The 13,275-nt window shown below is 72.0% G+C and carries 15 protein-coding genes; 5 read left to right on the plus strand and 10 right to left on the minus strand.

Annotated features, from left to right (window positions below):
* Positions 1 to 52: 52 nt before the first annotated feature.
* The 5 genes from D458_RS0113885 to ruvC all read right to left on the minus strand — a co-directional run bounded on the left by D458_RS0113885 (position 53) and on the right by ruvC (position 3,920).
* Positions 53 to 616 (minus strand): adenine phosphoribosyltransferase, encoded by a 564-nt coding sequence (locus D458_RS0113885; RefSeq protein WP_017587360.1) that lies wholly within the window; start codon positions 614 to 616, stop codon positions 53 to 55.
* A gap of 163 nt (positions 617 to 779) precedes the next feature.
* Positions 780 to 1,145, minus strand: a complete 366-nt coding sequence (gene yajC / locus D458_RS0113890; RefSeq protein WP_017587361.1) for a preprotein translocase subunit YajC — start codon at positions 1,143 to 1,145, stop codon at positions 780 to 782.
* Positions 1,146 to 1,468: 323 nt separating this feature from the next.
* Positions 1,469 to 2,623 (minus strand): Holliday junction branch migration DNA helicase RuvB, encoded by a 1,155-nt coding sequence (ruvB, locus tag D458_RS0113895; protein ID WP_017587362.1) that lies wholly within the window; start codon positions 2,621 to 2,623, stop codon positions 1,469 to 1,471.
* Between the two features lie 27 nt (positions 2,624 to 2,650).
* Positions 2,651 to 3,268: a Holliday junction branch migration protein RuvA gene (gene ruvA, locus D458_RS0113900; RefSeq protein ID WP_017587363.1), complete on the minus strand. Its 618-nt coding sequence runs from the start codon at positions 3,266 to 3,268 to the stop codon at positions 2,651 to 2,653.
* Between the two features lie 103 nt (positions 3,269 to 3,371).
* Positions 3,372 to 3,920 carry a crossover junction endodeoxyribonuclease RuvC gene (gene ruvC, locus D458_RS0113905; RefSeq protein WP_017587364.1) on the minus strand — a complete coding sequence of 183 codons (549 nt, stop codon included), beginning with the start codon at positions 3,918 to 3,920 and terminating at the stop codon, positions 3,372 to 3,374.
* A gap of 239 nt (positions 3,921 to 4,159) precedes the next feature.
* On the opposite strand from ruvC, the gene D458_RS0113910 reads away from it, so the two are divergent.
* From D458_RS0113910 to D458_RS0113930, 5 genes are all read left to right on the plus strand, one after another.
* Positions 4,160 to 4,981 (plus strand): NUDIX hydrolase, encoded by an 822-nt coding sequence (locus D458_RS0113910; RefSeq protein WP_051049688.1) that lies wholly within the window; start codon positions 4,160 to 4,162, stop codon positions 4,979 to 4,981.
* A 58-nt stretch (positions 4,982 to 5,039) separates the two neighbouring features.
* Entirely contained in the window at positions 5,040 to 6,161 is a 1,122-nt protein-coding gene (locus D458_RS0113915) for a protein kinase family protein (RefSeq protein ID WP_017587366.1), read from the plus strand.
* A gap of 52 nt (positions 6,162 to 6,213) precedes the next feature.
* Positions 6,214 to 7,203, plus strand: coding sequence for a hypothetical protein (locus tag D458_RS0113920; protein WP_017587367.1), 990 nt, complete (start codon positions 6,214 to 6,216; stop codon positions 7,201 to 7,203).
* Positions 7,200 to 8,609: an adenylosuccinate synthetase gene (locus D458_RS0113925; protein WP_017587368.1), complete on the plus strand. Its 1,410-nt coding sequence runs from the start codon at positions 7,200 to 7,202 to the stop codon at positions 8,607 to 8,609. The genes D458_RS0113920 and D458_RS0113925 overlap by 4 nt, the downstream gene beginning before the upstream one ends.
* Before the next feature lie 108 nt (positions 8,610 to 8,717).
* A complete protein-coding gene (locus tag D458_RS0113930; protein WP_017587369.1) occupies positions 8,718 to 9,143 on the plus strand; it encodes a PPOX class F420-dependent oxidoreductase in 426 nt (141 codons plus the stop codon).
* Positions 9,144 to 9,227: 84 nt separating this feature from the next.
* On the opposite strand, the gene D458_RS0113935 is transcribed toward D458_RS0113930, so the two are convergent.
* The 5 genes from D458_RS0113935 to D458_RS0113955 form a co-directional block, all read right to left on the minus strand.
* On the minus strand, positions 9,228 to 9,701 hold the full coding sequence (locus tag D458_RS0113935) for a DUF4282 domain-containing protein (RefSeq protein ID WP_017587370.1): 474 nt from the start codon (positions 9,699 to 9,701) through the stop codon (positions 9,228 to 9,230).
* Positions 9,702 to 10,075: 374 nt separating this feature from the next.
* Entirely contained in the window at positions 10,076 to 10,822 is a 747-nt protein-coding gene (locus D458_RS0113940; RefSeq protein ID WP_017587371.1) for a YebC/PmpR family DNA-binding transcriptional regulator, read from the minus strand.
* Entirely contained in the window at positions 10,819 to 11,427 is a 609-nt protein-coding gene (pdxT, locus tag D458_RS0113945; protein WP_017587372.1) for a pyridoxal 5'-phosphate synthase glutaminase subunit PdxT, read from the minus strand. The genes D458_RS0113940 and pdxT overlap by 4 nt, the downstream gene beginning before the upstream one ends.
* A gap of 132 nt (positions 11,428 to 11,559) precedes the next feature.
* Entirely contained in the window at positions 11,560 to 12,471 is a 912-nt protein-coding gene (pdxS, locus tag D458_RS0113950) for a pyridoxal 5'-phosphate synthase lyase subunit PdxS (protein ID WP_026119289.1), read from the minus strand.
* Positions 12,472 to 12,785: 314 nt separating this feature from the next.
* Positions 12,786 to 13,259 (minus strand): hypothetical protein, encoded by a 474-nt coding sequence (locus D458_RS0113955; RefSeq protein ID WP_017587374.1) that lies wholly within the window; start codon positions 13,257 to 13,259, stop codon positions 12,786 to 12,788.
* Between the last annotated feature and the right edge of the window lie 16 nt (positions 13,260 to 13,275).

Consider the following 13,275-nt stretch of genomic DNA (forward strand, 5'->3'; position numbering starts at 1 on the left):
CGGACTGTCGCGGTATTCCCCGCGGGACGCGACAGGCACGGCGAGGTCGGCCTCAGACCGAAAGGAGGGTGTGCAGCTCCACGTCGGGCATCTTCTCGCGCCCCTGGAGCGCGGAGAGCTCCATCAGGACGGAGAATCCCACGACCGTACCACCCGCCTTGCGGACCAGTTCCACCGCGGCCCTGCCGGTGCCGCCGGTCGCGAGGACGTCGTCGACGACGAGCACACGGCTGCCCGGAGTGATCGCGTCGGCGTGGATCTCGACGGTCGCGGCGCCGTACTCCAGATCATAGGCCTGGGCGACGGTGTCCGAGGGCAGTTTCCCTGCTTTGCGCGCCGGAACGAAGCCCGAACCCAGTGCCATGGCGACGGGGGCGCCGAAGATGAAGCCCCGCGCCTCCAGCCCGACGACGTGGTCGATCCCCGCGCCGAGGTAGGGCGCCGTGAGCCCGCGCACCGCGGCGGCGAAGGCCTCGGGGTGGTTGAGCAGGGGCGTGATGTCCTTGAACAGAATGCCCTCGTGTGGGAAGTCCGGGATGTCGCGGATGTTCGCCTCGATGAGGGCGATCTCCGCGGCGGCGTCCGGGACGTCCGGGATCGCTGTGTCGTTGGGCATGGGTGGTGGGGCCTTATCTGGTGTGTCCGGTCGGGCGGTGCGTCCGGCCCGGAGCGGCCGCTGGGGCCGGGAACAGGTGTCGGGTCCGGAAACAGCGGTACCGGCCCCGGGTAGGGGGCCGGTACCGAAGTCTGTGGTGCGCCGGGAGACGGCGTGGAGAGGACTAGCCCTTGGGCTTGTCGTCGTCGCCGAAGTCGGGACGGTCCTCGACCGGGGTGTCGTCGGCGGCGGGGGTGATGACCTCACCGATGCCGGCCTTGAGCATGCGGATACGGGTGCCGGGGGAGATCTCCAGCAGCACGTCCTGCTCGTGGATCTCCACCACCGTGGCGTAGATGCCGGCCTTGGTCATGACCTCGACTCCGGGAACCAGGGAGCTCTGCATCTGCGTCTCCTGCTGGCGACGCTTCTGGTTCGGGCGCCAGAACAGGAGCCAGAAGACCAGGAGGATCAGCACGAAGGGGAGCATCATGCTGAAGATGTTGCCTTCTCCCTGGGCCGCGTCGGCGAGAGTGTAAATGCCCTGCACGGGGGCGTCCTTCCTGACGTTTCCTGTGGGCGACGGCTGCCGGCTCGGACACCGCGACGACCACCTTCTCGGGCCGACCGACCACGGCGGCCGAAGTCGTACCCGGTGTTTACAACGCTCGGGGGTGTCGACTCGTTCCGCCGGTGTCCGACGACACCATGACGAGGCCACTGCCCCGCTCTGGCTGGTTCATCCCAGTTTACGTGGCGCCGGTCACCAGTATCCCACCGGCTGAGATCGGGGCGCTAACGGTTCGGCCCCGGTTCGCGCACACGCGCCATTGTGCCCGTGCTCGAACGCCGTGGGAAGGCTCCTCGCCACGGTCAGGGGGTTCCGTTGCTCCGGGCACCGCTGCCCTGGACGCCGTTGCCCGGGGTGCTGCTGCTCCGGCCCCCGTTGCTCTGGGTACCGCTGCTCTGGCCCCCGTTGCCCTGAGCACTGCCGGCGGAGGAATCGGCGGCTGCTCCGAAGGCGGCGTCCGGCGGCGGGGTGAGCCCCATGTGCGCCCAGGCCATCGGCGTGGCGACCCGGCCGCGCGGCGTGCGGGCCAGGAAACCGGAGCGGACCAGGAAGGGTTCGGCGACGGTCTCCACCGTCTCGGCCTCCTCCCCCACCGACACCGCGAGCGTGGACAGCCCGACCGGACCGCCGCGGAAACGGTTCATGAGCACGTCCAGGATGGCCCGGTCCAGGCGGTCCAGGCCCAGGGCGTCCACCTCGTAGAGCTCCAGGGCGGCCCGCGCGTTGTCCAGGGTCAGGCGGCCGTCCCCGCGGACCTCGGCGTAGTCGCGCACGCGGCGCAGGAGGCGGTTGGCGATCCGGGGCGTGCCCCGGGAACGGCCGGCGATCTCGTGGGCGGCCGTCCCCTCCAGGGGCGCCCCCAGGAGCCCGGCTGAGCGGTGCAGGATCTGCTCCAGCTCGGCGGGGTCGTAGAAGTCCATGTGCGCGGTGAAACCGAAGCGGTCGCGCAGCGGCGCCGGGAGCATGCCGGCGCGGGTGGTCGCGCCGACCAGGGTGAACGGGGCGATGTCGAGCGGGAGGGCGGTGGCCCCGGGCCCCTTGCCGACCACGACGTCCACCCGGAAGTCCTCCATGGCGACGTAGAGCATCTCCTCCGCCGGGCGGGCCATGCGGTGGATCTCGTCGAGGAAGAGGACCTCGCCCTCCTGGAGGGTGGAGAGCACCGCGGCCAGGTCACCGGAGCGCTCGATCGCGGGCCCCGAGGTGATGCGCAGGGGCGCGCCGAGTTCGGCGGCGATGATCATGGCCAGGGTGGTCTTGCCCAGGCCGGGGCCGCCGGACATGAGGATGTGGTCGGGGGCGCGGTTGCGGCGCTGGGCGCTGTGCAGGACCAGGGAGAGCTGTTCGCGCACCCGGTGCTGTCCGACGAACTCGTCCAGGTTCTTGGGGCGCAGCGCACCCTCGATCTGGTGTTCCTCGACGTCGGCCTCGGGTGAGACGGCGTCACGCTCGTACACGGGATCGCCTCCTTCCTGTCTTCCTGGCTACGCGCGGCTGAGCTTGCGCAGGGCACTGCGCAGCAGGACGGTGACGTCGCTGGTGTCCTCGGCCTCGGCGGCGACGGCGGCAGCGGCGGCCTCGGAGTCCTTGGCCGACCAGCCGAGGTTGACCAGGCCGGAGACGACCTGTCCGCGCCAGGCGCCGTTGGGCGCGGAACCGTTCGGGGAGTCGGCGGCGGGCAGGGTGCCGTCGGTCGTGACCGGGGCGTCGAGCTTGCCGCGCAGTTCGAGGACGATGCGCTGGGCCCCCTTCTTGCCGATGCCGGGCACCCGGGTCAGGGCCGCGGTGTCCTCGGTGGCCACCGCCTGGCGCAGGCTGTCGGGGCTGTGCACGGCGAGCATGGCCAGGGCGATGCGCGGACCGATGCCCGAAGCGGTCTGGACCTGCTCGAAGAGGTTCTTCTCGTCGTCGTCGGCGAACCCGAAGAGAGTGAGGGAGTCCTCGCGGACGACGAGGCTGGTGGCGACGGTGCCCTCCTCCCCCACGTGGAGCCGGGACAGGGCGGAGGGGGTGCACTGGACGGTCATGCCGACCCCGCCGACGTCGATCACGGCGCTGCCCGCGCCGCGTGCGGCCACCCGGCCGGTGAGGAACGCGATCATCTCGTTTGGGCACCGGGAGGGGTGCCCGTCTCCTTCCTGGGGGCGGAACTGCTGCCTGCTGCTGACTGCTACTGCTGCCTGCTGACGGCCGGTCCGGTGGGGGCTAGCGTCCGCGGGCGCGGCGGGCCAGCTCCACCTTGCGGGCGAAGTCCTGCTGGGCCTGGGCGACCCGGGCCTGGGCCCCACCGCGCCAGATGTGGCAGATGGCCAGGGCCACGGCGTCCGCGGCGTCGGCCGGCTTGGGCGGCCCGTCGAGTCCGAGGATACGCGCCACCATGCTGCCGACCTGCTTCTTGTCGGCTCGGCCGCTGCCGGTGATGGCGGCCTTGGCCTCGCTGGGGGTGTGGGTGGCCACGGGCAGTCCGCGGCGGGCGGCGCAGACCAGGGCGATACCGCTGGCCTGGGCGGTGCCCATGACGGTGCTGAGGTTGTGCTGGGCGAAGACGCGCTCGACGGCCACGGCGTCGGGTTCGTACCGGTCCAGCCACTCCTCGATACCGCGTTCGACCTCGACCAGCCGCTGCGGGAGGTCGGTGTCGGGGCTGGTGCGGATGGCGTCGGCGGCGAGCAGGCGCAGAGGGCTGCCGATGGCCCCCTCCACGGCGCCGACGCCGCAGCGGGTCAGCCCCGGGTCGATTCCCAGCACGCGCACGTCGCCACCTGACTCTCTTCTCGCCTCTGCCCGCTCTTGCCGGACATCCTTCTCGAACGTTCGTTCGCACCATGCTAGCGGCGGGTCACGACGCGATCCGCCGCGCGCCGGGGCGTGTCGGGCGGCGTGCGGGCGAAGCGGACGAAAGGGGTGGACGAGCGGGCGCCGTGGTGCTAAGTTCAACTCAGAAAGAGAAAAACTCACCAAGAGAACAACTGGGGGAAGCAGTGTCCGAGGGGATCGACGGGCCGCGGGACGCGGAAGCGCGGAGCGGAGGCCGGTACGACGCGGCCGACGAACGCAGGTTCCTCGCCGCCTACGACCCGAACGCGTTCGCACCCGCCGCGGTCACCGTGGACGTGGTCGCGCTGACCATCCGCGACGGACTCCCCCACGTCCTGCTGGGCCGCCGCGCCCGCCACCCCCAGCGCGGCCGATGGGCCCTGCCCGGCGGGTTCGTCCGGGCCCAGGACGGCCCCGCCGGCCCGGCCGACCCCGACCTGCCCGACGCCGCCCTGCGCGTCCTCACGGAGAAGACCCCCCTGCCCGCCGAGATCCACCTGGAGCAGCTCGGCACCTACGGGGGAATCGACCGCGACCCGCGCATGCGCGTGATCTCGGTGGCGTACATGGTGCTGGCGCCCGACCTGCCCGACCCGCACACCGGCCGCGACACGGCCGAGGCCGCGTGGGTGCCCTGGACCGCCCTGGGCCACGGCGAGGGCGCCGGCACCGAACACGAACTCGCCTTCGACCACGCGCGCATCCTCGGCGACGCCGTCGAACGCGCCCGCTCCAAGCTGGAGTACACCTCCCTGGCCGCCGCCTTCCTCCCGCCCGCGTTCACCATCACGGCGCTGCGCGGGGTGTACGAGGCGGTGTGGGGCCGCACCCTGCACGCCGCCAACTTCCACCGCAAGATCCTCGCCACCCCCGGATTCGTGGAGGACACCGGGGAACTGGCCGACCGCGGGGGCTCGGGGGGCGGCCGCCGCGCCCGGCTGTACCGGGCGGGCGGCGCCGCCCTCCTCCACCCGCCGCTGCTGCGCGGCACCCAGTAGCCGGCACCCGCGGCCCGGCACCCGTGTCCCACGAAGAACCGACGAGCAGGGAGAGCAGATGAGCACGGAACAGCACGCACGGACCGGTTTCGACACCGCCCTGCGCACCCTCGGCCTCGCCGTGGACCCCGCCGCGCTGTTCGGCCCCCTGCCCCCTGACGGCGGGGCGGTCCCCCGGGTCGCCACCGCCGAGTACCGGCGCCTGGCCCGGCTGCTCCACCCCGACGCCGCGCCCGCCGGACGCGCGGCGGAGGCCGGCGCCGGGTTCGCGAAGCTCACCGAGGCGTGGCGGCGCTACCGGGAGGCCTCCGAGGGCGGCCTGGGGCTCGACGACATCACACTCGTCACCCGTCGGCGGACCTACCACGTGAGCCGGGGCGGCGCCCTGGCCGGCGGGGACGTCGCCGACCTGTACCCGGTGCGGTGGCAGGAGGAGGGGCACGGTTCGAAGGCGGGCGGGACCTGGCGGGACGGAGTCCTCAAACTCCCCCACGCCCCGCGCGACAACGACCTGCTCCTGGCCGAGGCCACCGCGCTGCGCCGGATCCGGGAACGGGGCGAACAGCGGTACCGCGCCTTCGTCCCGGAGCTGGTGGAATCCGTCCGGCACCGTGACACGGCCACCGGAGTGGAGCGGCGCGGCAACGTGCTGGGCCGCCTGACCGGCTTCCACAGCCTGGCCGAGGTGCGGCGCGCCCACCCCGACGGGATCGACCCGCGCGACGCCGCCTGGATGTGGCGCCGACTGCTGGTGGCCCTCGGCAACGCGCACCGGGCCGGGGTGGTGCACGGGGCGGTCGTCCCCGAACACGTCCTCATCCACCCGGAGGCGCACGGACTCGTCCTCGTGGACTGGTGCTACTCGGTGACCTTCGCCGAGTACCGCACCGCGCCGCACATCCCCGCGATGGTGCCGCACCGCAAGGAGGCGTACCCGCCCGAGGTCGCCGACCGCCGCCCCGCCGTACCCGCCACCGACGTGTACATGGCCACCCGGTGCGTGGAGTACGTGACCGGCGGACGGCTTCCCCGGCTGCTGAGGTCCTTCGCCCTCGGCTGTTCCCTGCCCGCTCCCGAACGGCGGCCCGGCGACGCCTTCGCACTGCTCGGCGAACTGGACGGGGCACTGGAACGGTGCTTCGGGCCGCGCCGGTTCCGTCCCTTCCACATGCCTGCCTGACCCGCACCCCAACCGACCCGCCCCGGGTCACCCGACAACTGATGGAGACACCATGGGAAGCAGCAACTGGTCCACCGACGCCTACCACGCCCGGAAGGCCTACCGGAGCTCTGCCGGAATCAGCAGCTTCGACTACCACGACGACGTCGCCGCCAAGACCCCGCGCAACCAGTGGAAGGCCCACCCCTCGCTCGACCCGCACGGCGTGGCCCTCCGGGAGAGCCGCGACTCCGACGCCCACCCGAACTCCCTCGCCGTGTCGGTGCTCTTCGACGTCACCGGCTCCATGGGCCGGGTCCCGCGCTCACTCCAGGCCAAGCTCCCCGACCTGTTCGGCCTGCTCCTGCGCAAGGGTTACGTGGAGGACCCGCAGATCCTGTTCGGCGGGATCGGCGACGCCACCTGCGACCGGGTGCCCCTCCAGGTCGGCCAGTTCGAGTCCGGCAACGAGCTGGAGGACGACCTGGGCAACATCCTGCTGGAGGGCGGGGGCGGCGGTCAGATGACCGAGTCCTACGAGCTGGCGATGTACTTCATGGCCCGGCACACCGCCATGGACTGCCTGGACAAGCGCGGCCGGCGCGGCTACCTGTTCATGGTGGGCGACGAGATGGCCTACGGCGCGGTGAAGGCCCGCGAGGTCCGCGACGTGATCGGCGACGACCTCGACGAGAACATCCCGTTCCCGGCGATCCTGGACGAGCTGCGGCGCAGGTTCGAGGTGTACTTCATCATGCCGACCGGCAGCTACCACTTCCGCGACGACCGGGTCCGCGACTTCTGGGAGAAGCACATGGGCCAGAACCTCATCCTCCTGGACGACCTGGACGCGGTCTGCGAGACGATCGCGGTCACGGTGGGTCTGGCCGAGGAGGCCATCGACCTGGAGCAGGGCCTGGCCGACCTGGCCGACGCCGGTTCGGACCAGGCCGACGTGGTGGGGAAGGCGCTGCGGCCCCTGGCCCGCTCCCGCGGTCCGGTCGCCAGCTCCTCGGGCATGGAAGGGCTGGTCGGTGACGGCCCGGGGGTGGACCGGCTGTGAACGGAACGACGACCGGAGCCGCCCGGGACCACACAGTCGTGGTCGACCTGGGGTTCGGCGACGCGGGCAAGGGCGTGACCGTCGACCTGCTGTGCTCCCGCGGCGGGTACGGAGCGGTGGTGCGGGCCAACGGCGGCGCCCAGGCCGCACACAACGTGGTCACCCCGGACGGCCGGCACCACACGTTCTCCCAGTTCGGGGCGGGCACACTCGCCCCGGGCGGCCCGGTGCCCACGCACCTGTCCCGGTTCGTGGTGGTGGACCCGTTCGCGCTGGCCGCCGAGGCCGAGCACCTGGCCGCGCTGGGGGTGGCCGATCCGTTCTCCCTGGTCACGGTGGACCGCCGCGCGCTGATCAGCACGCCGTGGCACGCGGCGGCCAACCGGGCCCGGGAGCGGGCGCGCGGCCGGGACCGGCACGGCTCCTGCGGGATGGGGGTGGGCGAGACGATGGCCTACGCCCTGGAGCACCCGGAGGACGCGCCCACCGTCGGTGACTGCGCCTCCCCGGAGCTGCTCCGCCGCAAGCTGGGCCGGTTGGCCGACCGGCTGGCGTCGGTCCTGGCCGAGGCGGTCGCGGAGGAGGTGGAGGCGGGGGAGGGCTCGGCGGGCTCCGGGGGCTCGGTGGGTTCTGGGAGCACCGGGGGCGAACCCCTTCCCGACCTGGACGGATGCCTGGCCGCCTACCAGGCCTTCGCGGAGCGGGTCCGGCTGGTGGACGAGCGGTACCTGCCCCGGCTGCTGAACCGGACCCCGGTGGTGTTCGAGGGGGCGCAGGGCGTCCTGCTCGACGAGTGGCACGGCTTCCACCCGTACACCACGTGGTCCACGACGACCGCGGTCAACCCGCTCGCCCTGCTGGCGGAGGCGGGGCGGCCGGGCGACGCCCGCCGGATCGGGGTGAGCCGCACCTTCGCCACCCGGCACGGCGCCGGACCGCTGGTCACCGAGGACCCGCTGCTCACCGCACGGCTGGCCGACCGGCACAACCGGACCCACCCCTGGCAGGGCGGTTTCCGGGTGGGCCACCTCGACCTGGTCGCAGTCCGGTACGCACTGGAGGCCACCGGCGGAGTGGACGCGCTGGTGGTCACGCACGCCGACGCCCCCGCGCGGCTCGGCCGGGGGCTGCGGTGGTGCGTGGGTTACGAGCTCGCCGACGGGACCCCGCTGCGGATCGCTCCGGGCGGCTCCCCGGACCTGGCCCGGCAGGCCCGGCTCACCGGCCTGCTGAACGCCGCCCGACCGGTGCTGGAGCCGATCCCGGGCGACGCCCCCGCCACGATCGCCGACGCCCTGGACCTGCCCTTGGATGCGGTGTTCAGCGGACCGACCAGGGAGGACGCCCACACCCCGGTGCGCCGCCTGCCCCGGGTGGGACCGCTGCCCCGGCGCATCCCGGCCTGAGTGTTCCGAGGGCCGGGTACGAGAAGGGCAGGGCTCGAAAGGGCCGGCGTCAAGGCGCTGAGCGTGTCGGGGCGCGGGCCCCGGCCGGGCGCGATCTAGTTTGGTGCGATGAGCTCACTCTCCGATCCCGAGGTCCGCGACTTCCTGCTCCACGGCACCCGCACCGGGAAGGTCGCCTACACCGCCGCGGACGGACGCCCGCTGGTGGCGCCGATCTGGTTCACCGTCGACGACCGGGGGCTGGTGTTCAACACCGGCAAGGAAAGCGCGAAGGGCCGGGCCTTCGCCCGTGACCCCCGGCTGACGCTGCTGGTGGACCTGGAGGAGCCGCCGTTCGGGTTCGTGCAGGTCCAGGGCACGGCCGAGATCTCCGAGGACACCGACGAACTGGTGCGCACCGCCACCGAGATCGCCCGGCGGTACATGGGACCGGAGCGGGCCGAGGAGTTCGGCCGCCGCAACGGCGTCCCCGGCGAGCTCGTGGTGCGGATCCGCCCGACCAAGGTCATCGCCGCCATGGACATGACCGGCTGACCCGGCCGGGGCCGGCGGCTCAGGGCCGCGGCCCCTCCGGGAGACTCCTCCCCCTCCCGCTTCTCCCGGGCCTCCCGGGTCGTCCTAGACCCCGCCGCGCCGGCGGAGGGCGCTGAGGTCCTCGCTGATGCGGAAGACCACGATGAGGAGTTCGAGGACGATCCGCGACACCAGCACGGAGATCGCGGTGCCGACGAAGGCACCGATCAGCATGAGGAAACCGAGGAAGCCCAGGCCCTCCTGGTTCATCAGCGAGATGGCGGAGATCAGCCCGCCCAGGAAGCCGAACGCGATCATCACCAGCCACAGGATGTAGACGATCTTGATGATGCGGCTGGTGATGAACTCGCGGAAGGAGAAGTCGAAGAGCGCTCCGAAGAACCCGGCTCCGCCGGAGGACGCGGGCTGGGTGTAGCCCCCGGCGGGCTGCTGGGGCGGGACGCCGGGCTGCTGGTAGTACTGCTGGCCGCCCGGGTAACCACCGGACTGCGGCTGCTGCGGCTGCTGGCCGTAGGGCTGCTGCGAGGGGTCTTGGGGGTACTCAGGGGGGTTGGTCATGGCTGGAGTTCCTCGTCGCCTGTCGTCAGTCACTGAAAGGGTTCGCGCCGCCGCCCGGAAACGGGCGGTGAAGCACCACGTACTGTACTCATTCAGGCGCCCGCCCACCGGATCCGGCCCAGCCATGACCGGGAACAAGAACCGAGCAGACGCGAGCACTAATTCACCTTTTCGTCGTTCTTCGGCTCATTGGCAAAAGCAGAAGTTCGCGATCGGCCTTCTACGGACACATTCGCCACAGGTGGGTGACCCTTCCACTCTCCGGGGAGGGCCCGGAGCTTTCCCGGGAACCCACGGCAGACGCCTGTGGCCGCGCCCCCTGCGGGGGGTGCGGCCACAGGCGTCGACGCGTGGTCCCGTTCGGGTGTCCGGCTCTAGAGCTCGGCCATGACCTCGTCGGGGATGTCCGCGTTGGTGAAGACGTTCTGGACGTCGTCGGAGTCCTCCAGGACGTCCACGACCCGCATCACCTTCTTGGCGGTCTCGGCGTCGACCGGGACCTCCATGGTCGGCAGGAAGCTGGACTCGGCGGACTCGTAGTCGATGCCCGCCTCCTGGAGCGCGGTGCGGACCGGGACCAGGTCGGTGGCCTCGCAGACGATCTCGAAGGACTCGCCGAGGTCCTCGACCTCCTCCGCGCCGGCCTCCAGGACCGCCATGGTCACGTCGTCCTCGGTGGTGCCCTCCTTGGGCACGATCACGACACCCTTGCGGTTGAACATGTAGGACACCGAACCGGCGTCGGCCATGTTGCCGCCGTTGCGGGTGACCGCGACGCGCACCTCGGAGGCGGCGCGGTTGCGGTTGTCGGTCAGACACTCGACCAGCAGCGCCACCCCGCCGGGGGCGTAGCCCTCGTACATGATGGTCTGCCACTCGGCGCCACCGGCCTCCTCACCGGAACCGCGCTTGCGGGCGCGTTCGATGTTGTCGGCGGGCACCGAGTTCTTCTTCGCCTTCTGAATGGCGTCGTAGAGCGTCGGGTTCCCTTCGGGGTCCCCACCACCGGTACGCGCCGCCACCTCGATGTTCTTGATCAGCTTGGCAAAGAGCTTGCTTCGCTTGGCATCGATGACGGCTTTCTTGTGCTTGGTGGTGGCCCACTTGGAGTGGCCGCTCATGCATGTCCTTTCACGATGTCGACGAAGAGGCGGTGAATGCGCGCGTCGCCGGTGAGTTCGGGATGGAAGGACGTCGCCATCAGGCCGCCCTGTCGTACGGCGACGATCCTACCGGCCTCGTCCGGGCCGGGTACTCTCCCGAGCACCGAGACCTGCGGCCCGACCGCCTCCACCCAGGGGGCGCGGATGAACACCGCGTCGAACGGGTCCTGGCCGATGCCGTCGATCCGCACACCGGTCTCGAAGGACTCGGTCTGGCGGCCGAAGGCGTTGCGGCGCACCGTCATGTCGATGCCGCCGACGGTCTCCTGGTCGGCCGTACCCCCGAGAACGCGGTCGGCGAGCATGATCATCCCCGCGCAGGTGCCGTAGACGGGCATCCCGTCGACGACACGTTTGCGCAGGGCGTCCATCAGGCCGTACCGGACGGCGAGCTTGGACATGGTGGTCGACTCCCCGCCGGGGATGACCAGGGCGTCGACGGTGTCGAGGTGGTCGGCGGAGAGGACCTTCGCGGTACCGGTGCCCAGCCCTTCGAGGACGTGCACGTGTTCGGCGACGTCCCCCTGGAGGGCGAGGACTCCGATGGTGGGTCTGGCGGTCAAGTACGGCCTCACTCGTTGTGGGACTTCACTGCTGGGGACCCGGCCGGGCGGCGGGGAGCCCCACTGGCCCCCGCCGCCCGGCCGCCGTCGGACACGGATCCGTGTCCGTCCGGAACGCTGTGCCTGCCCGGACTACCAGCCGCGGCCGGCGTAGCGCTGGGAGTCCGACAGGTCGTCGAGGTTGATGCCGACCATGGCCTCCCCCAGACCGCGCGAGACGCGGGCGATCACGGCGGGGTCCTCGTAGTGCAGGGTGGCCTGCACGATGGCGTCGGCGCGCTTGGCCGGGTCGCCGGACTTGAAGATGCCCGAACCGACGAACACGCTCTGGGCGCCCAGCTGGCGCATCAGCGCGGCGTCGGCGGGAGTGGCCACACCCCCGGCGGAGAACAGCGGCACGGGCAGCTTGCCGAGCTGCGCGACCTCCTTGACGATCTCGTACGGGGCGCGCAGCTCCTTGGCGGCGCCGAACAGCTCGGGCTCGTCCAGGGTGCCCAGGCGCTTGATCTCACCGTTGATGGAGCGCATGTGGCGGGTGGCCTCGACGACGTTGCCGGTGCCGGCCTCGCCCTTGGAGCGGATCATCGCCGCGCCCTCGGCGATCCGGCGCAGGGCCTCGCCGAGGTTGGTGGCGCCGCAGACGAAGGGGACGGTGAACGCCCACTTGTCGATGTGGTAGGCCTCGTCGGCCGGGGTGAGGACCTCGGACTCGTCGATGAAGTCGACACCGAGGGACTCCAGGACCTGGGCCTCGACGAAGTGTCCGATGCGGACCTTGGCCATGACCGGGATGGAGACCGCCTCGACGATGCCGTCGATCATGTCGGGGTCGGACATGCGGGCGACGCCGCCGTCCTTGCGGATGTCGGCGGGCACCCGCTCCAGGGCCATGACCGCGACAGCACCGGCGTCCTCGGCGATCTTGGCCTGCTCGGGCGTGACGACGTCCATGATGACGCCGTTCTTGAGCTGCTCGGCCATGCCGCGCTTGACGCGCTGGGTACCGACGGCGTTGTCGGAGGTGTTCGTTGCGTTGGTGGCCACGGTGGTGGGCTCCCGTTTCTTCGGCTGATTGGGGGCCAGGCCCTGTTCTCCGGACACCTGCATCTGTCGGGAACACTGCCTGGTTGTACTCGGGGCAGCGGGCTCGGCGGCGTCACGTGGATACGCGGACACCGTCGGCGCGGCGCACCCTGGGTCGACCAGCCTCCCATCCTAGTTCCATCCACTTTGGGACCTTTGGCCAGGCTGGAGTATCGGCCGGGGTCACGTGCGCCACCCTGTCCGTTCCGGGGTTCTGCCGTGTTCGGGGGCGCTGCCGGACGCGGGGTCCTGCGAGGTACGGCGCCCGGCCGGGGTCAGCGGGCCGGCGGCCGGTCGTCCATCTCGAAGTACTCGGGCAGCGCGGCGGTGCCGGCCAGTCCCAGGAGGCGGACCACGCGGGAGCGCCGGGCCCGGCGGGTGTCGGAGACGGCGTCGTTGTGGAAGACCCGGGCCAGGTGCACGCCGCGCGCGGCGACCGCCACCTCGTCCAGGCGGTCCCCGGAGGGGCCGGCCTCCGAAGGGTCCAGGGAGGCGCGCAGAATGCGGGAGAGTTCGCTCTCCGCGAGTTCGCGTTCCCCCTCCCCGGCGCGGCGCGCGCCGTTGGCGGCCTCCGCCAGGTTCCGTGCCGTTCCGGGGTCGAGTCCGGGGTCCGCTGCCAGGTCCAGGACGGCGGCGGCCCGCCGCAGCAGGGCGGCGTCCAGGGCGGCGCGCGCGGTCTCCACCCGGTGGTGGAGCCGGTCCAGCCTGGTGGCCCGCCAGGACAGGTAGAAGCCCAGCAGGACCAGCACGAGCAGGATCGCGGCG

Source organism: Nocardiopsis ganjiahuensis DSM 45031 (genome assembly GCF_000341085.1).
Lineage (GTDB): Bacteria > Actinomycetota > Actinomycetes > Streptosporangiales > Streptosporangiaceae > Nocardiopsis > Nocardiopsis ganjiahuensis.